This is a genomic window from Enterobacter sp. V87_3, from assembly GCF_029967835.1.
Lineage (GTDB): Bacteria > Pseudomonadota > Gammaproteobacteria > Enterobacterales > Enterobacteriaceae > Enterobacter > Enterobacter cancerogenus.
This window is the reverse complement of record NZ_JASCAM010000024.1, coordinates 46130-71899: the sequence shown is the minus strand read 5'-3', so window position 1 is coordinate 71899 and position 25770 is coordinate 46130. Positions and strand designations below refer to the sequence as shown.

Sequence of the window (25770 nt, the reverse complement as noted above, 5' to 3'; positions counted from 1 at the left end):
CTTCCCAAAATTTTGTTTACCGTATGAAAAAGCATAGTCTGCGCTGGATAATGCGCCGCAAAGTCAGGAATTTGCGCAGACAATTTGCCGTCGGGTTGCCTATACTCCACTCATGAAAATGAGAGGATGTGGATCATGAGTACACCGCTGCTAATCGCCCGGACGCTGGAAAAAGAGCTGTTTTTACTCCCCGCTATGACCAACCGACACGGTTTGATCACCGGCGCGACGGGGACGGGAAAAACCGTTACCCTGCAGAAGCTGGCAGAGTCGCTTTCAGAGGCGGGCGTACCGGTATTTATGGCCGATGTGAAAGGCGATCTCACCGGGGTGGCTCAGGAAGGGACGGCTTCAGAAAAGCTGCTCGAACGTCTGAAAAATATTGGCATCACTGACTGGACCCCGCACAGCAACCCGGTCGTGGTGTGGGACATTTTCGGTGAGAAGGGGCATCCGGTGCGCGCCACCGTCTCCGATCTCGGTCCGTTGCTGCTGGCGCGTCTTCTCGATCTTAACGAGGTGCAAACCGGCGTCCTGAATATTATCTTCCGTATTGCGGACGACCAGGGGCTGCTGCTGCTTGATTTCAAAGATCTGCGCGCCATCACCCAGTATATCGGCGATAACGCTAAATCCTTCCAGAACCAGTACGGCAATATCAGCAGCGCCTCGGTGGGTGCCATCCAGCGCGGTTTGCTGACGCTGGAGCAACAGGGCGCCGAGCATTTCTTCGGTGAGCCGATGCTGGATATTAAAGACTGGATGCGTACCGACAGTCAGGGCAAAGGCATCATCAACATACTGAGTTCAGAAAAGCTCTATCAAATGCCGAAGCTCTATGCCGCCAGCCTGCTGTGGATGCTCTCTGAACTTTATGAGCAATTGCCTGAGGCAGGCGACCTTGATAAACCGAAGCTGGTGTTCTTCTTTGACGAAGCGCACCTGCTGTTCAACGATGCGCCGCAGGTGTTGCTGGATAAAATTGAGCAGGTGATCCGCCTGATCCGTTCAAAAGGCGTCGGCGTCTGGTTTGTTTCGCAAAACCCGTCGGACATCCCGGACAATGTTCTCGGGCAACTCGGCAACCGCGTACAGCATGCCTTACGCGCCTTTACGCCGAAGGATCAGAAGGCGGTCAAAGCCGCCGCGCAAACCATGCGCGCCAATCCGGCTTTTGATACCGAAGCGGCTATTCAGGCGCTGGGCACCGGTGAGGCACTGATTTCCTTCCTGGACGCGAAGGGTAGCCCGTCGGTGGTCGAGCGTGCCATGGTTATCGCCCCGTGCTCGCGTATGGGGCCAGTCACCGATGATGAGCGTAACGGCCTGATTAACCATTCCCCTCTCTACGGCAAATACGAAGATGAGGTGGATCGGGAGTCCGCGTTCGAAATGCTGCAAAAAGGGGTGCAGGCAACGGCAGAATCGCAGGGCGCGCCGCCCGCCAAAGGCCAGTCCGTGGCCGTGGACGACGGGATCCTGGGCGGCCTGAAGGACATTCTGTTTGGTACCACCGGGCCGCGCGGCGGCAAGCGCGACGGCGTGGTGCAGACGATGGCGAAAAGCGCAGCGCGTCAGGTCACCAATCAGATCATCCGCGGCATGCTGGGAAGCCTGTTAGGCGGCCGTCGTCGGTAGGCGGGGAACCCACGGTCTCCCCAGGGCAGAACCCTGTACACCGTGCTCCTGCAGGAAGCGGTCGATTTCCACCATCCCCGTCCAGCGGTTCTCGCACCACAGCGGTGCCAGCAGCGTTGGACGGCGGGCGCTGGCGGAGATGCGATGGTAGACAATTTCCGGCGGCGTATGGCGAATCATCTCCCCGGCGGTCACCGTATAGTCTTCAAGTTCGATACCGTTCAGGCGGCCTGCTTCCCAGGCTTTCGCCATAATGCTGCCTTTCACAATATGCAGTGGATGCAGCTTGATGCCGTCGACGCCGGTTTCGACCACTTTTTCAAGCGTCTCAAGCCCGTGCTGCTGCCCTTCCCCCGGCAAGCCGACAATCAGATGCGAGCAAACTTTTAGCCCACGCTCGCGCGCCAGACGGGTGGTGCGCTGATAGCAGGCAAAATCGTGTCCACGGTTGATGCGATGCAGGGTTTTATCGTGCGCGGTCTGCAACCCCAGCTCAAGCCAGATCTCGTAACCCTGTTCTTTATACTCGCTGAGCAAATCCAGCACCGCGTCCGGGACGCAATCCGGGCGTGTGCCCACACACAGCCCCACAATGTTGGCCTGACTGACCGCCTGCTGATACATCCCGCGAAGCACCTGCACCTCCGCCCATGTGCTGGTATAGGCCTGAAAATAGGCCAGATATTGCTTCGCGCGGTTTACCCGGCTTGCCTGATGCGCAAGCTGTTCAGCAATGGATTTGTGCTGCTGGGCTTCGTCGGCAAACGAGGCCACGTTACAGAACGTGCAGCCACCACGCCCGATGGTGCCGTCGCGATTCGGGCAGCTAAAACCGCCGTGCAGCGTCAGCTTATGAACCTTTTGCCCGTAACGCTGCGAAAGATCCCCACCAAACATATTGACTAATTTCTGTAACTGCATAATCTGATAGACCGTCCCGGAGAAAGGGGACAAGCCTGCCATTTTTAGCCTCTGTCGGCGATGACCTGGATCAATCGCTCTGGACGGCCTTTACCCCTATGAATAAATAATCACTATAACTGCAGTTTCATTCAAACAAACCGTAATTACTTTTCCTTATGTTCTGATGGTTTTTTTCATTTATAGCGCCAGCGCGTAAAAACAGTGACTTTATGCGGGTTTGCACCCCAGCCCAGATGATTATTCTGCTTTAAAACGGCTATTCAGCACGCTGCGGGGATAATACCGCTTTCATATAGTGAGTCAGATCACACTCCCTGCGCGCTTCCCGGAGCAAAGCGTGGTTGTAAAAATAGATAAATTATCTTTTTAAACAGAAAGTTACCTACCTCTTAGCACATTTTTGTATAAATAAGATTGCCATTTGACCTGTGTACCAATTCCCGATAAGTTGGAAATCCGCTGGAAGCTTTCTGGATGAGCAATCTGCTCATCATATTTATGCAGTAATTGAGATTCCCTCTGAAGCAAGTCCTCAAACTTGTTTACCTGCGCGAAAGGATGAAAAAGAGGGCGAATGCGAGGTGCGCGTATGAAACGCAATCCCCGTCGCCATGCTCTTTCTGTGCCTGTGCGCCACGGTAACGTTCAGAGAGAAGCCCGACGAGCCTGGGGAGGTTCACTGATATGTTGTACGATAAATCCCTTGAGAAGGATAACTGTGGTTTCGGCCTGATCGCCCACATAGAAGGCGAACCTAGCCACAAGGTAGTGCGTACTGCCATTCACGCACTGGCCCGTATGCAGCACCGTGGTGCCATCCTTGCCGATGGTAAAACCGGCGACGGTTGCGGTCTGCTGCTGCAAAAACCGGATCGTTTCTTCCGTATCGTGGCGGAAGAGCGCGGCTGGCGTTTAGCCAAAAACTACGCTGTCGGCATGCTGTTCCTGAATCAGGATCCTGAAAAAGCAGCCGCCTCACGCCGCATCGTTGAAGAAGAACTTCAGCGCGAAACCCTGTCGATTGTCGGCTGGCGCGATGTGCCAACCAATGAAGGGGTGCTCGGTGAAATTGCCCTCTCCTCGCTGCCTCGCATTGAACAAATTTTTGTCAACGCGCCTGCGGGCTGGCGTCCACGTGATATGGAACGCCGTCTGTTTATCGCTCGCCGCCGCATTGAAAAACGTCTCCAGGACGATAAAGAGTTCTACGTCTGTAGCCTCTCCAACATGGTGAACATCTATAAAGGTCTGTGTATGCCGGCTGACCTGCCGCGCTTCTACCTGGACCTGGCGGACCTGCGTCTGGAATCGGCCATTTGCCTGTTCCACCAGCGCTTCTCCACCAACACCGTTCCACGCTGGCCGCTGGCTCAACCGTTCCGCTATCTGGCACACAACGGCGAGATCAACACCATCACCGGTAACCGCCAGTGGGCGCGCGCCCGTACCTATAAATTCCAGACGCCGCTGATCCCCGATCTGCACGACGCCGCACCGTTCGTGAACGAAACCGGCTCGGACTCCAGCTCCATGGATAACATGCTTGAGCTGCTGCTGGCAGGCGGGATGGACATCGTTCGCGCCATGCGTCTGCTCGTGCCACCGGCCTGGCAGAATAACCCGGATATGGATCCGGAGCTGCGCGCGTTCTTTGACTTTAACTCCATGCACATGGAGCCGTGGGACGGCCCGGCGGGCATCGTCATGTCCGACGGCCGCTTTGCCGCCTGTAACCTGGACCGTAACGGCCTGCGTCCGGCGCGCTACGTTATCACCAAAGATAAGCTCATCACCTGCGCGTCTGAAGTCGGGATCTGGGATTACCAGCCTGACGAAGTGGTCGAGAAAGGCCGCGTTGGCCCGGGCGAGCTGATGGTTATCGATACCCGTGGCGGGCGTATTCTTCACTCCGCCGAAACCGATAACGACCTGAAAAGCCGCCACCCGTACAAAGAATGGATGGAGAAAAACGTCCGCCGTCTGGTGCCGTTCGAAGACCTGTCCGACGACGAAGTGGGCAGCCGCGAGATGGACGACGACACCCTCGCGAGCTTCCAGAAACAGTTTAACTACAGCGCGGAAGAGCTGGACTCGGTGATCCGCGTGCTCGGTGAAAACGGCCAGGAAGCGGTCGGCTCAATGGGCGATGACACCCCATTTGCCGTGCTCTCCAGCCAGCCGCGCATCATTTACGACTACTTCCGCCAGCAGTTTGCGCAGGTAACCAACCCGCCAATCGATCCGCTGCGTGAAGCGCACGTCATGTCGCTGGCCACCAGCATCGGTCGCGAGATGAACGTCTTCTGCGAAGCCGAAGGCCAGGCCCACCGTCTGACTTTTAAATCGCCGATCCTGCTCTACTCCGATTTCAAGCAGTTGACCACCATGAAAGAGGAGCACTATCGCGCCGACACGCTCGATATCACTTTCGACGTGACCGAAACGAGCCTCGAAGAGACGGTGAACGCGCTGTGTGATAAAGCCGAACAGATGGTGCGCAACGGCACCGTTCTGCTGGTGCTCTCCGACCGCAACATCGCCAAAAACCGTCTGCCAGTGCCTGCGCCGATGGCCGTAGGAGCGATCCAGACGCGTCTTGTGGATAAGAGCCTGCGCTGCGACGCCAACATCATTGTTGAAACCGCAAGCGCCCGTGACCCGCACCACTTTGCCGTGCTGTTAGGCTTTGGTGCGACGGCCATCTACCCTTACCTGGCCTACGAAACGCTGGCACGCCTGGTGGATACTCGCGCGATCGACAAAGACTACCGCGCCGTGATGCTGAACTACCGTAACGGCATCAACAAAGGCCTGTACAAGATCATGTCCAAAATGGGCATCTCGACCATTGCCTCTTACCGTTGCTCGAAGCTGTTTGAAGCGGTTGGCCTGCACGACGATGTGGCGAATCTGTGCTTCCAGGGCGTGATCAGCCGTATCGGCGGAGCCGGTTTTGCTGATTTCCAGCAGGATCTGGTGAACCTGTCGAAACGCGCCTGGCTGGCACGTAAGCCGCTGGATCAGGGCGGCCTGCTGAAATACGTTCACGGTGGCGAATACCACGCCTACAACCCGGACGTTGTGCGCACGCTGCAGCAGGCGGTGCAGAGCGGTGAATACCGTGATTATCAGCAGTACGCTGAGCTGGTGAATAACCGTCCGGCGGCGACGCTGCGCGATCTTATTGCCCTTAACCCGGGCGACGAGGCGGTTAGCATCGACGACGTGGAGCCAGCAACCGAGCTGTTCAAACGCTTCGATACCGCGGCGATGTCTATCGGCGCGCTCAGCCCGGAAGCCCATGAAGCCCTGGCGGAAGCCATGAACAGCATCGGCGGCAACTCGAACTCCGGCGAAGGCGGCGAAGATCCTGCCCGCTACGGCACCAATAAAGTGTCGCGTATCAAGCAGGTGGCATCCGGTCGCTTTGGCGTAACGCCTGCGTACCTGGTCAACGCCGACGTGATTCAGATTAAAGTCGCTCAGGGGGCTAAACCGGGCGAAGGCGGTCAGTTGCCGGGTGATAAAGTCACGCCGTACATCGCCAAACTGCGCTACTCGGTGCCGGGCGTGACGCTGATCTCCCCGCCGCCGCACCACGATATCTACTCTATCGAGGACTTAGCGCAGCTGATTTTCGACCTGAAACAGGTTAACCCGAAGGCGATGATCTCCGTGAAGCTGGTTTCCGAACCGGGCGTCGGCACCATCGCCACCGGCGTGGCAAAAGCCTACGCAGACCTCATCACCATCGCCGGCTACGACGGCGGTACCGGCGCAAGCCCGCTCTCCTCTGTGAAATACGCGGGCTGTCCGTGGGAGCTGGGCCTGGTGGAAACCCAGCAGGCGCTGGTGGCTAACGGCCTGCGCCACAAGATCCGCCTGCAGGTGGACGGGGGCCTGAAAACCGGCCTCGACATCATCAAGGCAGCGATTCTGGGTGCGGAAAGCTTTGGCTTCGGCACCGGCCCGATGGTGGCGCTGGGCTGTAAATACCTGCGTATTTGCCACCTCAACAACTGCGCAACCGGTGTGGCAACCCAGGACGAGAAGCTGCGTAAGAATCACTATCACGGTCTGCCGTTCAAAGTGACCAACTACTTTGATTTCATCGCCCGCGAGACCCGCGAGCTGATGGCGCTGCTGGGCGTGAAGCGTCTGGTGGATCTGATTGGCCGTACCGACCTGCTGAAAGAGCTGGAAGGGTTTACTGCCAAACAGCAGAAACTGGCGTTGGGCAAACTGCTTGAAACCGCGCAGCCGCATCCTGGCAAAGCGGTCTACTGCACCGAGAAAAACCCGCCTTTCGACAACGGCGTGCTGAATGCGCAGCTGTTGCAGCAGGCGAAGCCGTATGTGGATGATAAGCAGAGCAAAACGTTCTGGTTTGATATCCGCAACACCGACCGTTCCGTCGGTGCCTCGCTCTCGGGCTACATCGCGCAAACGCACGGCGACCAGGGTCTGGCATCCGATCCGATTACCGCGCATTTCAGCGGCACGGCGGGTCAGAGCTTTGGCGTGTGGAACGCGGGCGGCGTTGAGCTGTACTTGACCGGCGATGCCAACGACTACGTCGGCAAAGGCATGGCAGGCGGTCTGCTGGCGGTACGTCCGCCGGTCGGCTCCGCCTTCCGCAGCCACGAAGCCAGCATCATCGGTAACACCTGTCTGTACGGCGCAACCGGCGGTCGTCTGTTTGCAGCCGGTCGGGCAGGTGAGCGTTTTGCGGTGCGTAACTCCGGTGCCATCACCGTGGTGGAAGGCATCGGCGATAACGGCTGTGAATACATGACGGGCGGGATTGTGTGCGTCATGGGTAAAACCGGCGTGAACTTCGGCGCAGGCATGACGGGCGGGTTTGCTTACGTCCTGGACGAAGACGGCGAGTTCCGCAAGCGCGTGAACCCGGAACTGGTGGAAGTGCTGGACGTTGATACCCTGGCAATCCACGAAGAACACCTGCGCGGTTTGATTACCGAACACGTGCAGCATACCGGTTCTTCGCGCGGCGAAGAGATCCTGGCGAACTGGCCAGCGTTCTCTGCGAAATTCGCGCTGGTTAAGCCGAAGTCCAGCGATGTGAAAGCACTGTTGGGTCACCGTAGTCGTAGCGCAGCAGAGCTGCGTGTGCAGGCGCAGTAAGGGGTAGCAATGAGCCAGAACGTATACCAGTTTATCGACCTGCAGCGCGTTGATCCGCCAAAGAAACCGCTGAAGATCCGTAAAATTGAATTTGTAGAAATCTATGAGCCGTTTTCAGAAGGCCAGGCCAAAGCGCAGGCAGACCGCTGCCTGTCCTGCGGTAACCCTTACTGCGAATGGAAATGCCCGGTCCATAACTACATCCCAAACTGGCTGAAGCTCGCCAACGAAGGACGTATTTTTGAAGCCGCCGAGCTGTCTCACCAGACCAACACCCTGCCGGAAGTGTGTGGCCGCGTCTGCCCGCAGGACCGCCTGTGTGAAGGCTCCTGTACGCTGAACGACGAGTTTGGTGCGGTGACCATCGGTAACATCGAACGCTATATCAACGATAAAGCGTTCGAAATGGGCTGGCGTCCGGATATGACCGGCGTGCGTCAAACCGACAAACGCGTAGCCATCATTGGTGCAGGCCCGGCGGGTCTGGCCTGTGCGGACGTGTTGACCCGTAACGGCGTCAAAGCGGTGGTCTTCGACCGTCATCCAGAAATCGGCGGCCTGCTGACGTTCGGCATCCCGGCCTTCAAGCTGGAAAAAGAGGTCATGACCCGCCGCCGCGAAATCTTCACCGGCATGGGCATTGAGTTCAAACTGAACGTGGAAGTGGGCCGCGACGTGCAGCTCGACGACCTGCTGAAGGATTACGATGCCGTGTTCCTCGGCGTAGGGACGTATCAGTCCATGCGCGGCGGGCTGGAAAACGAAGATGCGCCAGGCGTGTATGATGCGCTGCCGTTCCTGATTGCCAATACGAAGCAGATCATGGGTTACGGCGAAACGGCCGACGAGCCGTTCGTCAGCATGGAAGGCAAACGCGTGGTGGTTCTGGGCGGCGGTGATACCGCCATGGACTGTGTGCGAACCTCCATTCGTCAGAATGCGGCGCACGTTATCTGTGCCTATCGCCGTGATGAAGAGAACATGCCCGGCTCTAAGCGTGAAGTGAAAAACGCGCGTGAAGAGGGTGTGGAGTTCCAGTTCAACATTCAGCCTCTGGGCGTGGAAGTGAATGCCAACGGCAGAGTGAGCGGCGTGAAAATGGCGCGTACCGAGATGGGTGCGCCGGATGCGAAAGGCCGTCGCCGTGCAGAAATCGTGGCGGGCTCCGAGCATGTGATCCCGGCGGATGCGGTGGTGATGGCGTTCGGCTTCCGTCCACACAGCATGGAGTGGCTGGCGAAGCACAGCGTTGAGCTGGATTCGCAGGGCCGCGTGATTGCTCCGGAAGGCAGCGACAATGCCTTCCAGACCAGCAACCCGAAAATCTTCGCCGGTGGCGATATCGTTCGCGGTTCCGACCTGGTGGTCACAGCGATTGCCGAAGGTCGTAAAGCGGCTGACGGGATCCTGAACTACCTGGAAGTGTAAAAGACGAGCCGGATGAGCACACGCCATCCGGCTTTTTTTACGCGGTTAACAGGCTGGCACGGACCTTCACAACGGCCTTTTTGATCTCCCCCGTCGAAGCCACCGCGCAGCCCGGCTTGTGCGACTCTCCCGGCATAAAGACCACAAACATTCCCGGTTGCAGTACCAGCGATTGCTCCCCTTCAATGCGGCTACACAGCTGATAATCTTCACTGCTATGCCATTCCCCGCATTCGCGCGCGGCCCCCGCGACACCAAACAGGATACGTTCTTCACCCGCCAGCAGCAGCTGGATATCAATATACGCTTCGTGCAGCTCGGCCTGCTTCTGCTCCGGCCACTGGGTGGCAAACTGCATGACGTTCATAAAGATCTCCTCGCCCTGCAGCGCGTAATGGCCGGGCGCTTTCTCCTGCGGCCGTGCGGCAAACGCCAGGGTTATGGCGTGCTGCAAGTGTGGGGGTAACCCTGATGACGCCAGCAACGGTAACTCGCCCAATATCATAACGTGCCTCCCTGAGCCACAAGCGCGGCACCCAACAGCCCGGCATCGTAGCGATAATGCGCCGCCCGAAGCGCGACCTGATAAACACCCGGCTGCTGAGACAGATATCCGGCAACCTGCGGTAAATACCCTTCTGCCAGCCCCACGCTACCGCCTACCACCACGGTCTGACAGTCGGTGACGGCTTTGACGTCTGCAATGAGGGCGGCCAGCGTTCGCGCGGAGTGCGCCACCAGCTGACGGGCCTGAGGATCGCCCTGCGCCGCGCGGGCGAATATCGCTTTTGCATCCAGCCCGGCCAGTTCACCGTGTGCTGCCGCCGCAATTCCGCGCCCGGAGGCAATGGCCTCGACGCAGCCGCGTCGCCCGCAGCCGCACAGCGGCCCCGCCGGGTCGGCCTGAGTGTGCCCCAGATGGCCGGCCAGCCCACCGCGGCCCGTCTGGAGTTTGCCATTAAGCACCACGCCGCCGCCCACGCCGGTTGATACGGTCAGAAAGACCATATCGTCATTGTCGGGCAGCGCGCAGAACTCGGCCCATGCCGCGGCCTGCGCATCGTTGATTGCCGTCACGGGCAAATCGGTCATTGCAGAGAGAGACGCCACCAGCGGAAACTGCGCCAGCCCGCCCAGATTCGACGGGTTAATGGAGGTCAGTACGCCTTCGTGGATGATGCCCGTGGAGGCTACCGCCACCCGCACGGCCTGCGCCCTTAGCGGCGCGATCAGCGTGCGTAACGCCTCCTGCAACGCCTGCGGCGTCTGGCTGGCGGGGGTTGCGCACTCGCGGCGAGCGGTAATGCTGCGGCCCTCAACCCGCGCGGCGGCGAGCTTTGTCCCGCCGATATCAATGGCCAGGGTTGTCATGGCGCACCTCACGCATCGCATCGTTAAACCACTGGCAGATATGCTCCAGCCGGGTGATCGCAGACCCCACGGTTACCGCCCACGCCCCATGCTGCATTGCCTGAGCGGCCAGTTCCGGGGAGTTATAGCGTCCTTCGGCGATAACCCGACAGCCAGCTTCGCTCAGGGCACGTACCAGCGCCAGATCAGGCTCGTCGGGCGTGTCCGGCGTCAGGTAGCCCGAGAGCGTCGAGCCGATAAATTCGGCCCCGAGCTGCTGGCAATAGCGTCCATCTTCAGGCGAGGAACAGTCGGCCATCGCCAGCCGCCCATGGTGGTGGATCCTTGCCACAATCGCCTCTCGAGTGGCGGGCCGCAGGCGATCGGTGCCGTCAAAGGCAATAATATCCGCCCCGGCGTGCGCCAGATCGTCCACATCCTCAAGAAACGGCGTGATGCGTACCGGCGAATCGGGGAGATCGCGTTTGATGATGCCAATTACCGGAATTGAGAGCAGCGGTCGCGCGGCACGCAGGTTGGCAAGGCCCTCAATGCGAACGGCAATGGCATCGGCGTGTTCAGCGGCAAGCGCCATCGCCGCGACGATCTCAGGCTTGTCTAACGGGCTTCCCGGCACCGGCTGGCAGGAGACGATCAGCCCGCCCGTGACGTTTATTTTCTGGCTCAGGGTTTCAATCAACGACATCACATTATCCTTTATGTTTGATCGGGCCGCGTTTGTCGGCACCCAACGGCACTGCGCCACTCAGCGGTTTACCGTCAATCGCGTCGTGCGTACGCAGGGCTTCCGGGCGGACCCAGCGCTGAACGCGTGAGGGCATGTCCAGACCGATGAGCAGGATCACCACGAACGTCAGGCCAAACGAGAGCGACCCCAATGCCGTGCCCAGCTCCATGTTTTGCGCCAGCAAGGCGCCAATCACCGGCGCAATGGCCCCGCCCAGCGCCCCGACGTTGTAGGTAAAGCCCAGCCCGGCGGCACGCTGGTCTGTATCGAAATAGCCGCCAATGAGCTTGGGTAAGATCCCGGAAATGCCCTGCCCCAGCATCTGCTGGAAAAAGAGTAGCAAGCCCAGTACCCAGACATTTGCGCCACCGATCGCAAAGACGGGGATGATCAGCAGCTGCGAGGCCATCAGGCTGTAGACGTACGCCTTGCGCGTGCCCAGCCAGTCTCCGAGGAAACCGCCCACGCAGCAGCCTACCGCTGCCCCAAACCCACTAAAGAACAGCACGCGCGCCACCGTTGACGGGTCATACCCCAGCTCGGTTTTAAGCCAGGTGGGCAACAGCGCCTGAATCGGCCATGAGTAGAGAAAAGCAAACAGCACCACCACCATCAGCGTGACGCCCGTAGGCCAGCGTTTGCCGCTGCTTTGCACCATAAAGCTGATGAACACGATGGCGCACAGCAGGCCCAGGATCACCACCAGCCCCGCATTATTCAGCTCTCCGGCAAAGCAGAACCACAGCGCGGTACCGGCAAACACGGTCATCAGGATGTTAATCACGCGGTATGGGCCGCGATAGAGAATGTCGACCATGGTGCGTACTGGCGCTTTACCTTCGTGCTTCGCCTTCCAGTCTTCCGCTTCCGGTATGTTTTTACGCAGCCAGAGAGCAAAAACGATAGGCAAAATGCCGATAAAGAACAGCGCGCGCCAGCCCCACACCGGCACGACCAGGCTGTAGACCTGAGCGGCTATCACCGCACCCACGGAAAATCCGGAGATCAGAAAACCGCTTGCCTTGTTGCGCAGCTGCGTCGGCCAGCTTTCAATCACGTAGGTTGCGCTGGAACCGTATTCCCCCGCCATCCCCATACCGATCACCATGCGGGCGATAAACAGGGTGACGTAGCCCGGCGCAAAACCGCAGGCCAGCGTGCCGCAGGAGAAGAGTACAATGCTTGTGATCATCGCCAGCTTGCGGCCATAGCGATCGCCCATTGCGCCCAGCAGCAGGCCACCGAACCAGCGTGAAATAAAGGCCGCCGATATCAGGCTTGCCGCTTCCACCGTGGTGAGGCCAAATTCACTTTTTATTTCCGTCAGAACTAAGGCTATTAATACAAAATCGAAGCCATCAAGCAGATATCCCAGCCAGGCGGCGGAGAACGCACGCCACTGGGGGCGGCTAAGATGGCGATACCACGGGATGCTTTGGGTAGACATACTCATTTGACTCTCCCGACGATTTCTCGGTCGTTGAGCCGGATGGCGGCTGCGCCTTATCCGGCCTACGTATCGCGTTTTTACAGGCCGGATAAACGAAACGCCATCCGGCAGTGCGTTAGCGTTTTTCCGCCATCAGTTGCTCTGCCAGGGCTTTAAGCGCCGGCACAAATTTTTCGTCTACCGGCGCAAATGGCTTACGGCACAGCGGGACGGAGACCACATCCATATAGTGCAGCACTGTTTTCAGGCCGCGGAAGACGCCGGCCTTGATCAGCAGGTCGATGACCTTGTTGCATTCGCTTTGCAGACGCTGCGCGGTGGCGTTATCCCCCTCGCGTACCGCCCGGGCAATGGCCTGATAGCGCCAGCCCATGATGTTGTAGGTGCTGCCGATGCCGCCGTCAGCCCCTGCCAGCAGACCGGATGCAAAGATTTCGTCGTAGCCGTTGTAGAGCACCAGATCCGGATGCGCCCGGCGGATCTGCTCCATCTGGAAAAGATCCCCTGAGGTTTGCTTCAACGCCCCCACGCCCGGGAGAGTCACCAGCGTGTTGATCTGATCGAGCGTCAGTTTGACCCCGCTCAGCGCCGGAATGTTATAGACCACCATCGGCAAACCATCCGCAGAATCAATAATTGCACGGTAGTGATCGCAATGTTCCTCAAAGCTGAACGGATAGTAGAACGGCGTGACGGCGGACACAGCATCAAAGCCAAGGCGCGCCGCAGAGGCTGCGAGCTGCTGGCTTTCCGCTGTGCTCACGCAGCCGACGTGGGCGATCAAGGTGATTTTGCCCTTCGCCTCGTCCGCTACGATCGCCATCACCTGTTCGCGTTCGGAAAGGCTTTGTACAAAGGCCTCCCCTGTTGATCCGCCGACGTAAAGCCCGTCGATTCCCTGCGCAATATTGAACTGCACCAGTCGGCGCAGGCTCTCTTCGTCCAGCATTTGCTGCTGGTTAAACGGGGTCAGGAGTGCGGCCATTACGCCGCGTAGTTGCATTGCCATAATTACCTCGAGCGATCGTGTGTTTGTTATAACGATATACCTTTATACCTGTTATACCAGATCACTTATGCAGCAGTATCATAGAGAACGCGTATATTGCGATCTACTTCACTAAAGGATCGTGATTATTTGGCGCTGGAATGCTGGCCGAAAGCGTGCCAGGTGGCGGAAACGCTGTTGAGATGGGTTTGTAGCGCGCGATCGGCTTCATCAGGATCGCGTCGGCGGATCGCATCGACGATCGCAATGTGCTGACGGTAGCTGACTTCATTGTGCTGATACAGTTCGGCATCGGGCACCTGAGGACGGGCGGCAATCAGCCAGTCAAGCAGCGCAACGTGGATGGCATTAAAAATCGGGTTGCCGGGGATCTCGGCCAGCACGCGGTGGAAATCGACGTCGGATCGAATAAACAGCGCGTTGTCGTTGAGCGACTGGCTGTTAATGTCCAGCGCCCTGGTCAGGCGATCGATCTGATCGTCTGTGGCGTACTCTGCGGCATAGCGCACCAGGCTGGATTCAAAGAACAGGCGCAGCTGCTCGAAGTGGGCAATGCCGCCAGGCTGGGTCAGGAAATCTTTCGCCATCCCCGACAGCTCGCTGATGATGGTATCAGCCGAAGGGACGGTGACGCGGGCACGTTCGCCGTTGTTGATCTGCACCAGCCCTTTACGCTTCAGCGCCGCCAGCGCCTCACGCACCGAGGGACGACCGACGTTGAAGAATTCCATCAGTTCACGCTCGGAGGGAAGCTGTTCTCCCTGGGCAAACTCCTGACGGCGGATCATCTGCTCCAGCTCTTCTTCCACCATGTCGGACAACTTTTTACGCGCCAGCGGACGCCGGCGCAGCATGCGCCCCATCGTTTCGGATGACTTTTCAGCTTTGAGATCAATCGGTTTCATAGCAGTCCGGTGCCGGAGAAGGAAAACGCTTCATCATAACACAGGATATCTGAGGGCGCGAAACAGCGCCCTGCCGCCGGGAAGGGACGGCAGGACGTGGGAGGCGGGGCTACTTAGTCAGCAGACTCCAGGTTAAATCACTCTCAAGGGACGTTTGATCGGTAACATGGCTAAAGGCAGCGTCTTTTAACACCGGCGATAGCGTTACCTTAAAGCTCATCTGCCGTCCGGATGGGATCTGGTTATTTTCCACCGCGATAACCGCTTCATTGTTGTGCAGATAGAACGGCGAAGGGCTGCCGCTGACCGGCGTGAAGTTCAGCTGATCGACCGTCTTACCCGCGGTATAGCTTTTACCATCAACGAACAGATCGGCAATTTTCACCGCAACGCCGCCGGACTGGCCCAGCATAAAGCGCCCTTTTTCACCGGAAGCGCCCTGCACTAACACCGCCATCTTCTGCGGCTCCGGGCAGAAGACGTTCACGTTCACGTCACGATCGGCCATTTTATGCCAGTCCTGCTGCGTGGCTTTGATATCCTCGCGGCGCATCGTGTGGTAGTCCACCACGGGCTGAGAGAGCGTGATTTGGCACTCATCGGCCCAGGCAAAAGACGACATGCCAACCATCATCAGTGCCGCCAGGCCGCCTAAACGTCGATTATTCATTGGCATACTCCATTAATTTCTTCGTAAAACGCCTCTTCATCACGCTTCTCAGGCAGGCTGTAGTTAATTTTGCACAGGCGATTGTTGTTGTCGTCTATGGCGTACAGCCCTGAAAGTTGCTCTGCGTCGTTGATAAAGACGTGGCCATCGTCCACGCTGGTCACAATGTAATTGCCCCTGGCATCCTCAATCGTCAGCCCTTTTTTCAGCGCCTGCCCATTGCTCATCTTCACGCGCAGCATGACGCGTCGGCTGTTGAGTACCCTGAAGTCGACTTCGCTTACCGAGGCGTGGCCTGCGGCAAGGTACTTGGTCCCGTTTGCCAGGGTCATGTTTTGCGGCAGCTTGTTCGCATCCACTTCGATACGTGAGTTTTGCCATTCATTCAGAGAAGGAATAACGGCCTGCCCCCAGGCATCGGTCCAGATGGTGCCCTGCGGTGAGGATATCTCTACCCCACTTTTCTTCTCGCTCAACCGGGCGATAGCGAAGGTATCCCGGATGGCATATGGCGAGAAGGTCACGCCGTTTTTGTGCACCGCCACGCCGCCTGAAAGGGTAGCGTTGTAGTTGCGTTGGTTATCACCGCTGGTGCCGCCCCCGACGCTGACCTGCGTGTAGTGCAGGTTGGTGTTGAGGTTGCCGTTAACGCTGTTCTGTTTAGAGTCCTGGTCGCGGTCGGCGGAGATGTAGTAGTGGGTGTTATCCCCAATGGACCCGCTGTTAGACACGCCGTAGCTGGTGCTATCACCCTCTTTACGCATATAGGTGCTGACCGACTGGCCGCTACTCAGCGGAATGCTCACGTTGATGTACAGCAGATCGTTGTCCTGATCGTCATCAACGTTGCCTACCGCGCTCTGCCAGTTCGCCGTCACGGACGCGTATTTGAAGGTTTTGCCCCACGAGAGCAGCAGATAGCGCGAGTCCTGATAGTCCCCGCTGCTCTGGTTGTAGGTAAACCCGGCGCTAATGTTGCCAGCCGCGCCGGCAGAGATGTTGAGGCTACCGCTATAGGTGTTGTCATATCCCGTGTACTCATCGTCCATGGCATCGGATAGCTCACGATATCCCCCGCTGTAGTGGGTTGCGCTGGCGGAAAACCCAACGTCTTCGCTCAGCCGGACATTACTTTCCAGCTCGGTTTTCAAGCCGTTATTGCTGTCTCCGAACGACGCTTTACTTGCCGCCGCGGTAGTCGACAACGTCCAGTCATCGGTAACGAGGAAATCTGTTTTTCCGCCCACGGCCTGGTAATCTTCCGCAGCCGCGGCGGAAGCAACCAGGTTCATCCACGGGAAAATTCGCCAGCCGTCGGACACGTTCATCACCAGCGGATCGCTGTATTCGCTGTCAATATTTCTCACCTGCCCGGCGGAAACGGTCAAACCCTGCGGCCGCGACAGGTTGCGCGCCTTCACGGCGGTGGCAGGCACAATAAAGCGGTTGATGGCGCCATCCGCTTCAACCACGGACACATCAAGATTCACGTTGTTACGCGCGACGGGAACGTCATCAAGAGTAAAGGGACCGGCGGGTACCAGGGTGCTGAAAATCATCTGCCCGTTCTGGCGAATTTCAACGCGGGCCTGCGAAGAACGCGCGATACCGGAGACGCTCACGCCAGAGCCACTCTGGGTGAGGCCGTCCGTCGGCATAAGCTGAATACCGGTAATGGGAACGCCGCTGAGCACGTTTGAGTTGGCGTTGATTTCGCCGATCTGCATCGTGAGCTTTTGCGGAACAAAGACATGCTCCGCATAGGTATAAATGCTATCCGCGCTTTTTTTGCCTTCATCATCCGTCAGGATGTAGTTGCTGCGCAGCGACCAGTCGAAGGCGTTAAAGCCCGCTTCCAGGTTTGCCTGTGAGTAGCGACTGCTATCGCTATCACCGTATTCGTTCAGGGTGCTGAACAGCGTATAGTTCAGAAGCCCTGCGGTGCCGCCATGCTGAAAGTTTTTAATGTCCGAGGAGAGGCTGTTAACGGCTTCAGGCGGGAGATACAGCTCAACGGCTTCCTGGTTCGGCAGGGCGTTGATGACCGCGCGGGGATAGTCGTCGTGGATATCATGACAACTCTCCTTCGCCCCAATCGGAACGGGCATCAATCCCGCAAAATCGAGAAGATCGTTATCAAAACAAAGCTTGCCGTCCTGGTTAAACCGGACGGCAGCTACCCCGCGCTCCTGGCCGTTAACTTTTACGTTGACGGAGTGAGTGCCGGGTAAAAACCGGGGAGCTTCTGCAAAATACTTGTTTAAATCTGCATTTAAACCCAGCGTTTGCATGACGCCCATATCAAACATCACTTCCCTCGCCAGGACGGAAGTGGGCTCGAGGATAACCAGAGGTAGTGTGCCGCAAAGAATAGCGCGGACACAAATTGCAAGGCGGCTTCGTTTACTCACCGTCAACGTCCTGTTTTATTTGTTTAATTCCGAAATAAAGCTCGGTACTTCTACGCCATAGCGGCTTGCAGGGAAGAATTTTACGTTAGCGTCGCCGCTTGCCGATTTGTTTAACGAAGCGGACATCGTTTCGCCCGGCAAAATATAGGTTTTATCAAACGTCCCAATGGCCCCAGACGGCTGAAGTACGACTTTTTGTGCCAGTCGAACAACATATTTGCTCGGGTTAGTGGCGGTGACGGTTGAACCCGTCGACGACCATTTCAAATATTTCCACGCATCCGTCACCACACCCAGTTTTGCAGGACGGATCAGTACCGGGATATCCTGACGGATATTGATCCCAATTTTTATTTTGTTATCGTCTTTTTTCGGTGGAATACCATCGAAGGTAACACGTTTATAATGTTCTACATCCAGGGGTTGTTTACTCTGCAGAATAAAGCGCAACTGCTGTGTTTGACCCGGCTCAAGGCGAACCACGGGTTGCGTCACAATCAGTTTCAGGCCTTGATCATCCGGCAGGTCAATAATATTTGTATAGAGTAGTGAGGGATGAGAATCGGTGTTTTTTATATTAATCGTTCCGCTATGTGTTGCCTCATCAATAATGAGCAAACTGGTCTCCGGAACCATCCCTTCCGCATGCGCGGCAACATTCATCGACAATAATGCGGCAGCAATGAGCGTTTTAAAAACATCTGATTTTAAGCATTGCATCGTGTTATCTCCTTGATAGCTACAACTTCACATTCCATGTTGATCGCGCTAAGACAAAGAGAGTAAATGTATGCCATTTACTCTCTGCGTTAATTTAGCTGTCGTTTACGCTATAAAAAATTACAGGTAACGCAGGCTGATGGTGATCTGACCGTCCAGATTAGTGTCATCAGTGATCGCCAGGGTAGACGTTTTGTCGATTGCCAGAGACGTTACCAGTGGGAAGGTAGCGGTCTGGAATGCCAGCGGGTCTACAGAGCCAGTGGTCGCAACGGTAAAGTCACGCAGGCTCTGCCCCTGAGCGGAACCGTTCGTGGTCTTAGTCCATGCACCGGTAGTACCGGAACGGATGATTGGATCGACAGTAACGTTATCGGCTTTAACACTGTCTGTTTTCACAAACAGAGAATAGGAACCGATTTTAACGTTACCGGCAGTTTTGCCGACACCAAAAGTCTGGTCGGTAGAAGTCAGGGCATCACCGTCGAAGCGTGCGTTTGCGACTTCCAGGTTGGCGTTGGTATCAGCGCGATCGTCAACCATATTCCAGGAAACGCGTGTTGCTGCAGCACAGTTGATGGTCAGGTCGATATTTTTCTGACCCAGCTGGTTGACGTTAGTTGGGCTCAGGCTACCCAGGTTAATAGTACCGTAGTCAACGGTACCACCGTTGCTTAATACTGGCGTACATGCCGCATTGGTCAGTGTACCTCTAACCTTCAGTACCGCAGTTGGGTTTGCTGCGAAAGCAGAAGTGACACACAGGGAAAGCGCAGTAGCGAGAAGAACCTTTTTCACTTGTTAATCCTTAACATTGAATCATGAAATATTTTATACAGTTTTGATAAATTCAATTTATCTCTTTCTGTTTTGGCATGCGTTAAAGCATGGTGTGATAATATATTTTTTATTAATAGATTCAATTTAGGAAATTTAACGACTCTCTTTAGCATTATAAGATCTATAAGCTGTGATTATTAACTACGTGCTAATAGCGTACTTATTGCTATTTTCATTCATGATACGAATGCTCACGCCTCGATTGACGCGATATTTACGTTACGCTTCCCCCTAATTACATTATTAATGATTTATTACATTTATATGTTATTTTTTAATGAATTGAGATAAGAGCAGGGATAAAAAAAGGTAACGGGATATGCGGCGTTCTGCACGACTTAACAGGCTTAGCGGTACAATTTTATGTCTTCATTTTGACGATAAAGCCGCGTGGGCTGTAGGGATGTGCTGCAAACGCAGCCGCTGGCGTATCAATGCATCCGGTATAAGAATGGTTTCAATTCAGCACGCTTAAAAAATTCTCTAATAATTATTTTTAATGATATTTTGCTTCCATAAATAAAAAATCCAGTTGGCTATTAACCAACTGGATTATCAGTACAACGTCATTTGTACTATTTAACCACGCGTAAGGCCGGGCGACCACCGCGCGGTGGCGGATCGTCATCGGGATCGTTATCGTCGCTATCATCAGGTTTATCACCCTCGATAACTGACATCACCGTCTCGTTTTCCGACGCGCCTTCTTCATCATTGAGGCTGGCGACATCTTCATCATAAGCCGTTTCCGGCTCGAACATGGTCCCCGCGCCGTTTTCACGCGCATAAATAGCCAGCACTGCAGCCAGCGGAACGGAAACCACGCGTGGCACACCGCCGAAGCGCGCATTAAAACGCACTTCATCGTTAGCCAGTTCAAGGTTGCCTACCGCACGCGGCGCAATGTTCAGCACGATCTGCCCGTCACGCGCATATTCCATCGGAACCTGCACGCCTGGCAACGTCACATCCACAACCAGGTGCGGCGTGAGCTGGTTGTCCAGCAGCCATTCATAGAAGGCGCGCAGCAGATACGGACGGCGTGGTGAAAGTTGTGACATTTCCACAGTCATTAGCCTCGGCCGAGACGCATTTCACGTTCCGGTTCAGTTAAAGATGCCAGGAATGAGTCGCGCTCAAAGACGCGCGTCATGTAGCCTTTCAGTTCTTTCGCGCCCGGACCGCTGAACTCGACGCCCAGGGTTGGCAAACGCCAGAGCAGCGGAGCCAGGTAGCAATCCACCAGGCTGAATTCGTCACTCAGGAAGAAAGGTTTCTGACCAAAGACAGGTGCGATAGCCAGCAGTTCTTCACGCAGTTGCTTACGTGCAGCATCGGCTTCAGAAGAGGAACCGTTGACGATAACGTTCATCAGCGTGTACCAGTCTTTTTCGATGCGCTGCATGTACAGGCGGCTTTCACCACGTGCAACAGGGTAAACAGGCATCAGCGGCGGATGCGGGAAACGCTCATCCAGGTATTCCATAATGATACGGGATTCCCACAGGGTCAGTTCGCGATCCACCAGCGTCGGTACGCTTTGGCTCGGGTTGAGATCGATCAGATCCTGAGGCGGGTTATCCTTTTCCACATGCTCGATCTCAAAACTGACACCCTTCTCGGCCAGCACGATACGAACCTGATGGCTATAAATGTCAGTAGGACCAGAAAACAGCGTCATTACCGAACGTTTGTTGGCAGCGACAGCCATGAAAACCTCCAGGTATATTCAGAATTTTACTGCTACTGGCCCAACGAGGCCAGCCAGATGAAGTATCGCCCATCCCAGAGAAGACACACTGTTCAAGAATCGAACAAAAACCGAGTATTCACTGATATTTGGGCAGAAAATTGGATGATAGTTTACCAGATTTTGATGGCTTTGTGGTGAGGGGATTCTGGAAATGTGGAAAAAGAGAAGATATATGCCTTGATGCTGTGGATAACCTACGCATTATCCATAAAAAAAACCCGCCGAAGCGGGTTTTTCGCCAATCGTTCTGCGTGAGCAGAAAAGGATTAACGTTTGGAGAACTGTGGACGACGACGTGCTTTACGCAGACCCACTTTCTTACGTTCAACCTGACGCGCGTCACGAGTAACGAAGCCAGCTTTACGCAGTTCAGAACGCAGGGATTCGTCGTACTCCATCAGAGCGCGGGTGATACCGTGACGGATCGCACCTGCCTGACCGGAGATACCACCACCTTTAACGGTGATGTACAGATCCAGTTTTTCTACCATATCAACCAGTTCCAGCGGCTGGCGAACTACCATGCGGGCAGTTTCACGACCGAAGTACTGTTCCAGAGAACGTTGGTTGATAACGATTTTACCACTGCCCGGTTTGATGAACACGCGAGCTGCGGAACTTTTGCGGCGACCAGTGCCGTAGTATTGATTTTCAGCCATTGCCTATAATCCCGATTAGATGTCAAGAACTTGCGGTTGCTGTGCCGCGTGGTTGTGCTCGTTGCCTGCGTAAACTTTCAGTTTACGGAACATAGCACGACCCAGCGGGCCTTTTGGCAGCATGCCTTTAACCGCGATTTCAATCACACGCTCAGGACGGCGAGCAATCATCTCTTCAAAGGTCGCTTCTTTGATACCACCGATGTGGCCGGTGTGATGGTAATACACTTTGTCAGTACGCTTGTTGCCGGTAACAGCAACTTTGTCAGCGTTCAGAACGATGATGTAATCACCGGTATCAACGTGCGGAGTGTATTCCGCTTTATGCTTACCGCGCAGGCGACGAGCCAGTTCAGTAGCCAGACGGCCCAGAGTTTTACCGGTCGCGTCAACAACATACCAGTCGCGTTGTACGGTTTCTGGTTTAGCTGTAAAAGTTTTCATTAAAAGCTTACCCAAATAAATAAGTTACACGTTGGTGAACACCCAAACGTTTAGTCAGTTGAGGTTCACACGACAGAGTCCGGCAAACCTACCCCTTCGAATAGCACATGCCGACACATAGAAAGTTTCGGGAAAAAAACCTTCTCGTAACGTGGGGTCGCAAGATTATAGAGAAGTTGAGGTCAAAGATCGACCCCTAAATGTGATTCGGAGTGGGTTTTTCGGGGGTGGGATTTGTGCGGTCTGGTGCCCTCACCCCCAGCCCCTCTCCCACAGGGAGAGGGTAGCGTAATAAAGCCGATGCCCTCACCCCCAGCCCCTCTCCCACGGGGAGAGGGTAGCGTAATAAAGGCTGATATTGCCCCCAAGTGCCGTTTATGGCATATGCTCGCGCTTGAGGTACTCTTCGCTCTGCATCTCCTGCAGGCGCGACAGACAGCGCTGGAACTCAAACTTCAGGCGTTCGCCCTGATAGATCTCATATAAAGGCACGGCCGCGCTGACCACCAGCTTGACGTGCCGTTCATAAAACTCATCGACCAGCGCGATGAAGCGGCGCGCCTCGCTCTCCATCAGCAGCGTCATCACCGGCACATCAAACAGCATCACGGTATGGAAGAGGCGCGATAACGCAATGTAATCATGCTGGCTGCGGGCATCAACGCAGAGCGTGGCAAAGGAAACGGCCAGGGTTTGATTCTCTACGCCCAGCGTTTGTAACGGGCGATGGTTTATTTCCAGCACCGGCGCATTCTCACGTTTTGCCCCGGCCAGCGCCTGCCACAGTTTATCCATCTGGCTCGTGGTCTGCGCGTCCAGCGGCGAAAGCCACAGGTGCGCCTGAGTTAACGTGCGCAGACGATAATCGACGCCCGCATCGACGTTCATCACGTCACAGTGCTGTTTGATGGCATCAATGGCTGGCAGGAAACGCGGGCGCTGCAGCCCGTTATGGTACAACTCATCCGGTGGAATATTCGAGGTTGCCACCAGCGTGATCCCCCGCGCAAACAGGGCCTTCATCAGGCCGCCCAGCAGCATGGCGTCGGTGATATCGGAGACAAAAAATTCGTCAAAGCAAAGCACGTCCGTTTCGGCCTTAAAGCGATCGGCAACAATCTCCAGCGGATCGCTTTTGCCCTGTAGTTCCGTCAGCTCTTCATGCACCCGCAGCATAAAACGGTGGAAGTGCAGACGCTGCTTACGCGTCCCCGGCAGGCTCTGGTAGAACATGTCCATCAGCCAGGTTTTGCCCCGCCCTACACCACCCCACATATATAAGCCGCGAACCGGTGCATCAGCCTGAGGCGTTTTTTTGCCCAGCAACCGGCCAAAGGCCGCTTTCAACCCGCCGCCCTGCGCCGTTTCTTCGGGTTTGTGCGTCAGCGCCTGATAAATCTTATCGAGGCGGTTGACCGCTTCACGCTGTACGTTATCTGGCTGGTGTGAGCCCGTATCCAGGGCCTGTTGATATCGCGATGAGGGGGAAAGGCTTTGCATAATCTTATTGTTATTCCTTCGGTTAATACTCACCAGCAGGCGTGACTGATGAAAAAAAGGCCGTTCTACACTACGCGATGATACGTCAGGATTCCACTTCTGCGGAAATAGCGGTTATAGTGGCATAATCAGGCACAGGCAGGAGCCGAGCCAACACCCTACGGAACAACAAGACAACGGGAGAAGTTCATGACCTGGGAATACGCGCTAATCGGGTTAGTCGTCGGCATTATCATTGGTGCTGTGGCCATGCGTTTCGGTAATCGCAAATTGCGTCAGCAGCAGTCACTGCAGTACGAACTGGAAAAGAACAAAGCCGAGCTGGAAGAGTATCGTGAAGAGCTGGTGAGCCATTTTGCGCGTAGCGCGGAGTTGCTGGATAACATGGCAACCGACTATCGCCAGCTGTATCAGCACATGGCAAAAAGCTCCAGCAGCCTGCTGCCGGAAATGACCGCGGAAACCAACCCGTTCCGCAACCGCCTGGCTGACTCCGAAGCGGGTAACGATCAGGCGCCGGTTCAGATGCCTCGTGACTACTCAGACGGCGCATCCGGCCTGCTGCGCGGTGGCGCAAAACGCGATTAATCGCACAACCTGAATAAATTTTACGGGCGCCTCGGTTGCGCCCGTCCTTTCTTCTCGTCCCCAGCTATTATTTAGTCTAACGTCTCATTGTTCAGTGGATTAAAATTCAATAACATCAATATGTTTTTGGGCCGTTCTTCTTTCATTCCAGGATACGAGAGTCAGCATCGATGAAGAAAAAAAACCAGCTGTTAAGCGCTATCGCGTTAAGTGTCGGGTTATCGCTCTCGGCATCCTTCCCGGCTACCGCAACGCTGCCTGCACAGGTTCCCGGCCAGACGGCCATTCCTAGCCTCGCGCCGATGCTGGAAAAAGTCTTGCCCGCCGTGGTCAGCGTGAAAGTTGAAGGCACCGCGCTGCAAAGCCAGCGCGTCCCTGAAGAGCTGAAGAAATTCTTTGGCGACGAAGCCCCCGACCAGCAGGCACAGCCGTTTGAAGGCCTCGGCTCCGGAGTCATCATTGATGCGGCCAAAGGCTATATCCTGACCAATAACCACGTCATCAGCCAGGCGGATAAAATCAGCGTCCAGCTTAATGACGGACGCGAGTTTGATGCCAAACTGATTGGCGGAGACGACCAGAGCGATATCGCGCTGGTCCAGATACAGAATCCGAGCAAGCTGACCCAGATTGCCATTGCCGACTCCGACAAACTGCGCGTGGGTGATTTTGCCGTCGCGGTGGGTAACCCGTTCGGTTTAGGCCAGACCGCTACCTCCGGCATTGTCTCTGCGCTTGGGCGCAGCGGCCTGAATCTGGAAGGGCTGGAAAACTTTATCCAGACCGACGCCTCCATCAACCGGGGGAACTCCGGCGGCGCGCTGCTTAACCTCAACGGCGAGCTCATCGGCATTAACACCGCTATCCTCGCCCCAAGCGGCGGCAGCGTCGGGATTGGCTTTGCCATTCCCAGCAATATGGCCAAAACCCTCTCTCAGCAGCTGATTCAGTTTGGCGAAGTCAAACGTGGCCTGCTGGGGATCAAGGGCATGGAGATGAGCGCGGATATCGCCAAAGCGTTCAACCTTAACGTGCAGCGCGGGGCGTTTGTCAGCGAAGTGCTCGCCAACTCCGGCTCGGCCAAAGCGGGGGTGAAATCCGGTGATGTGATTGTCAGCCTGAACGATAAGCCGCTCAGCAGCTTCGCCGAGCTGCGTTCGCGCATCGCGACCACCGAGCCGGGGGCCAAAGTGAAGCTGGGTCTGATCCGCGATGGCAAGCCGATGGACGTGGAAGTGACGCTCGACAAGAGCACCTCCTCCTCCGCCAGCGCAGAGCTTATTGCGCCAGCCTTGCAAGGGGCGACGCTGAGCGATGGCCAGCTTAAAGACGGCACCAAAGGCATTACCGTCGATACGGTCGAGAAGAGCAGTCCGGCTGCCCAGGCGGGTTTACACCAGGAGGACGTTATCATCGGTGTTAACCGCAATCGCGTGCAGTCCATTGCGGAAATGCGCAAGATCCTGGAAAGCAAACCGGCCGTCGTTGCCCTGCAGATTGTTCGTGGCAACGATACGATCTACATTTTACTGCGTTAAGCATTTGCGACTCCGGACATCGCCGTCGCGTGTGATGTCCGGATAACTCA

21 protein-coding genes are annotated in these 25770 nt (G+C 56.0%); 5 read left to right on the top strand and 16 right to left on the bottom strand.

Annotation, left to right across the window (positions count from 1 at the left end):
* Positions 1–135: 135 nt before the first annotated feature.
* A complete protein-coding gene (locus tag QLG21_RS12955; RefSeq protein WP_088208443.1) occupies positions 136–1638 on the top strand; it encodes a helicase HerA-like C-terminal domain-containing protein in 1503 nt (500 codons plus the stop codon).
* Here the strand turns inward: QLG21_RS12955 and QLG21_RS12950 are convergent.
* Positions 1618–2559 carry a TIGR01212 family radical SAM protein gene (locus tag QLG21_RS12950; RefSeq protein WP_140418810.1) on the bottom strand — a complete coding sequence of 314 codons (942 nt, stop codon included), beginning with the start codon at positions 2557–2559 and terminating at the stop codon, positions 1618–1620. The genes QLG21_RS12955 and QLG21_RS12950 overlap by 21 nt on opposite strands.
* 687 nt (positions 2560–3246) lie before the next feature.
* On the opposite strand from QLG21_RS12950, the gene gltB reads away from it, so the two are divergent.
* Both gltB and QLG21_RS12940 read left to right on the top strand, forming a co-directional pair.
* Positions 3247–7707: a glutamate synthase large subunit gene (gene gltB, locus QLG21_RS12945; protein ID WP_282484557.1), complete on the top strand. Its 4461-nt coding sequence runs from the start codon at positions 3247–3249 to the stop codon at positions 7705–7707.
* Positions 7708–7716: 9 nt separating this feature from the next.
* A complete protein-coding gene (locus tag QLG21_RS12940) occupies positions 7717–9135 on the top strand; it encodes a glutamate synthase small subunit (RefSeq protein ID WP_088208441.1) in 1419 nt (472 codons plus the stop codon).
* A gap of 37 nt (positions 9136–9172) precedes the next feature.
* On the opposite strand, the gene nanQ is transcribed toward QLG21_RS12940, so the two are convergent.
* The 15 genes from nanQ to zapE all read right to left on the bottom strand — a co-directional run bounded on the left by nanQ (position 9173) and on the right by zapE (position 23594).
* Positions 9173–9640 carry an N-acetylneuraminate anomerase gene (gene nanQ, locus QLG21_RS12935; RefSeq protein WP_282484556.1) on the bottom strand — a complete coding sequence of 156 codons (468 nt, stop codon included), beginning with the start codon at positions 9638–9640 and terminating at the stop codon, positions 9173–9175.
* The gene (locus QLG21_RS12930; RefSeq protein ID WP_282484555.1) at positions 9637–10506 is read right to left on the bottom strand and encodes an N-acetylmannosamine kinase; all 870 of its coding nucleotides are present in this window, start codon (positions 10504–10506) and stop codon (positions 9637–9639) included. The genes nanQ and QLG21_RS12930 overlap by 4 nt, the downstream gene beginning before the upstream one ends.
* A complete protein-coding gene (locus QLG21_RS12925) occupies positions 10487–11191 on the bottom strand; it encodes an N-acetylmannosamine-6-phosphate 2-epimerase (protein WP_101736888.1) in 705 nt (234 codons plus the stop codon). Before QLG21_RS12925 ends, QLG21_RS12930 begins: the two co-directional genes overlap by 20 nt.
* A 4-nt stretch (positions 11192–11195) precedes the next feature.
* Positions 11196–12686: an MFS transporter gene (locus QLG21_RS12920; protein WP_006178813.1), complete on the bottom strand. Its 1491-nt coding sequence runs from the start codon at positions 12684–12686 to the stop codon at positions 11196–11198.
* Between the two features lie 112 nt (positions 12687–12798).
* Positions 12799–13692 carry an N-acetylneuraminate lyase gene (nanA, locus tag QLG21_RS12915; protein WP_101736886.1) on the bottom strand — a complete coding sequence of 298 codons (894 nt, stop codon included), beginning with the start codon at positions 13690–13692 and terminating at the stop codon, positions 12799–12801.
* 125 nt (positions 13693–13817) lie between these two features.
* Positions 13818–14597, bottom strand: a complete 780-nt coding sequence (nanR, locus tag QLG21_RS12910; protein ID WP_006178815.1) for a transcriptional regulator NanR — start codon at positions 14595–14597, stop codon at positions 13818–13820.
* A gap of 109 nt (positions 14598–14706) precedes the next feature.
* Positions 14707–15267, bottom strand: coding sequence for a hypothetical protein (locus QLG21_RS12905; RefSeq protein ID WP_282484554.1), 561 nt, complete (start codon positions 15265–15267; stop codon positions 14707–14709).
* Positions 15264–17684: a fimbrial biogenesis usher protein gene (locus tag QLG21_RS12900; protein ID WP_282484553.1), complete on the bottom strand. Its 2421-nt coding sequence runs from the start codon at positions 17682–17684 to the stop codon at positions 15264–15266. The genes QLG21_RS12905 and QLG21_RS12900 overlap by 4 nt, the downstream gene beginning before the upstream one ends.
* Positions 17685–17693: 9 nt before the next feature.
* On the bottom strand, positions 17694–18398 hold the full coding sequence (locus tag QLG21_RS12895; protein WP_137903527.1) for a fimbria/pilus chaperone family protein: 705 nt from the start codon (positions 18396–18398) through the stop codon (positions 17694–17696).
* Between the two features lie 120 nt (positions 18399–18518).
* Positions 18519–19196 carry a DUF1120 domain-containing protein gene (locus QLG21_RS12890; RefSeq protein ID WP_137903528.1) on the bottom strand — a complete coding sequence of 226 codons (678 nt, stop codon included), beginning with the start codon at positions 19194–19196 and terminating at the stop codon, positions 18519–18521.
* A gap of 617 nt (positions 19197–19813) precedes the next feature.
* On the bottom strand, positions 19814–20305 hold the full coding sequence (sspB, locus tag QLG21_RS12885; protein WP_042322359.1) for a ClpXP protease specificity-enhancing factor: 492 nt from the start codon (positions 20303–20305) through the stop codon (positions 19814–19816).
* A gap of 5 nt (positions 20306–20310) precedes the next feature.
* Entirely contained in the window at positions 20311–20949 is a 639-nt protein-coding gene (gene sspA, locus QLG21_RS12880; protein ID WP_014071978.1) for a stringent starvation protein SspA, read from the bottom strand.
* A gap of 308 nt (positions 20950–21257) precedes the next feature.
* The gene (gene rpsI, locus QLG21_RS12875) at positions 21258–21650 is read right to left on the bottom strand and encodes a 30S ribosomal protein S9 (protein WP_003860436.1); all 393 of its coding nucleotides are present in this window, start codon (positions 21648–21650) and stop codon (positions 21258–21260) included.
* Between the two features lie 15 nt (positions 21651–21665).
* Entirely contained in the window at positions 21666–22094 is a 429-nt protein-coding gene (gene rplM / locus QLG21_RS12870) for a 50S ribosomal protein L13 (RefSeq protein ID WP_006178824.1), read from the bottom strand.
* Positions 22095–22469: 375 nt separating this feature from the next.
* Complete coding sequence (zapE, locus tag QLG21_RS12865) at positions 22470–23594, bottom strand: cell division protein ZapE (protein ID WP_137272581.1); 1125 nt, start codon at positions 23592–23594, stop codon at positions 22470–22472.
* Positions 23595–23783: 189 nt separating this feature from the next.
* Here zapE and zapG point away from each other — a divergent pair, with 189 nt between their 5' ends.
* Together zapG and degQ are read left to right on the top strand one after the other, a co-directional pair.
* The gene (gene zapG, locus QLG21_RS12860) at positions 23784–24182 is read left to right on the top strand and encodes a Z-ring associated protein ZapG (RefSeq protein ID WP_006178827.1); all 399 of its coding nucleotides are present in this window, start codon (positions 23784–23786) and stop codon (positions 24180–24182) included.
* A 170-nt stretch (positions 24183–24352) separates the two neighbouring features.
* Positions 24353–25720: a serine endoprotease DegQ gene (gene degQ / locus QLG21_RS12855; protein ID WP_006178828.1), complete on the top strand. Its 1368-nt coding sequence runs from the start codon at positions 24353–24355 to the stop codon at positions 25718–25720.
* Positions 25721–25770: the final 50 nt, after the last annotated feature.

Coding starts and splice junctions, on each gene's coding strand:
- degQ (WP_006178828.1), top strand. CDS start 24,353: ATGAAGAAAAAAAACCAGCTGTTAAGCGCTATCGCGTTAAGTGTCGGG.
- gltB (WP_282484557.1), top strand. CDS start 3,247: ATGTTGTACGATAAATCCCTTGAGAAGGATAACTGTGGTTTCGGCCTG.
- rpsI (WP_003860436.1), bottom strand. CDS start 21,650: ATGGCTGAAAATCAATACTACGGCACTGGTCGCCGCAAAAGTTCCGCA.
- QLG21_RS12930 (WP_282484555.1), bottom strand. CDS start 10,506: ATGACAACCCTGGCCATTGATATCGGCGGGACAAAGCTCGCCGCCGCG.
- nanA (WP_101736886.1), bottom strand. CDS start 13,692: ATGGCAATGCAACTACGCGGCGTAATGGCCGCACTCCTGACCCCGTTT.
- QLG21_RS12905 (WP_282484554.1), bottom strand. CDS start 15,267: ATGAATAATCGACGTTTAGGCGGCCTGGCGGCACTGATGATGGTTGGC.
- nanR (WP_006178815.1), bottom strand. CDS start 14,597: ATGAAACCGATTGATCTCAAAGCTGAAAAGTCATCCGAAACGATGGGG.
- rplM (WP_006178824.1), bottom strand. CDS start 22,094: ATGAAAACTTTTACAGCTAAACCAGAAACCGTACAACGCGACTGGTAT.
- nanQ (WP_282484556.1), bottom strand. CDS start 9,640: ATGATATTGGGCGAGTTACCGTTGCTGGCGTCATCAGGGTTACCCCCA.
- QLG21_RS12955 (WP_088208443.1), top strand. CDS start 136: ATGAGTACACCGCTGCTAATCGCCCGGACGCTGGAAAAAGAGCTGTTT.
- QLG21_RS12950 (WP_140418810.1), bottom strand. CDS start 2,559: ATGCAGTTACAGAAATTAGTCAATATGTTTGGTGGGGATCTTTCGCAG.
- QLG21_RS12940 (WP_088208441.1), top strand. CDS start 7,717: ATGAGCCAGAACGTATACCAGTTTATCGACCTGCAGCGCGTTGATCCG.
- QLG21_RS12920 (WP_006178813.1), bottom strand. CDS start 12,686: ATGAGTATGTCTACCCAAAGCATCCCGTGGTATCGCCATCTTAGCCGC.
- zapE (WP_137272581.1), bottom strand. CDS start 23,594: ATGCAAAGCCTTTCCCCCTCATCGCGATATCAACAGGCCCTGGATACG.
- zapG (WP_006178827.1), top strand. CDS start 23,784: ATGACCTGGGAATACGCGCTAATCGGGTTAGTCGTCGGCATTATCATT.
- QLG21_RS12925 (WP_101736888.1), bottom strand. CDS start 11,191: ATGTCGTTGATTGAAACCCTGAGCCAGAAAATAAACGTCACGGGCGGG.
- QLG21_RS12895 (WP_137903527.1), bottom strand. CDS start 18,398: ATGCAATGCTTAAAATCAGATGTTTTTAAAACGCTCATTGCTGCCGCA.
- sspA (WP_014071978.1), bottom strand. CDS start 20,949: ATGGCTGTCGCTGCCAACAAACGTTCGGTAATGACGCTGTTTTCTGGT.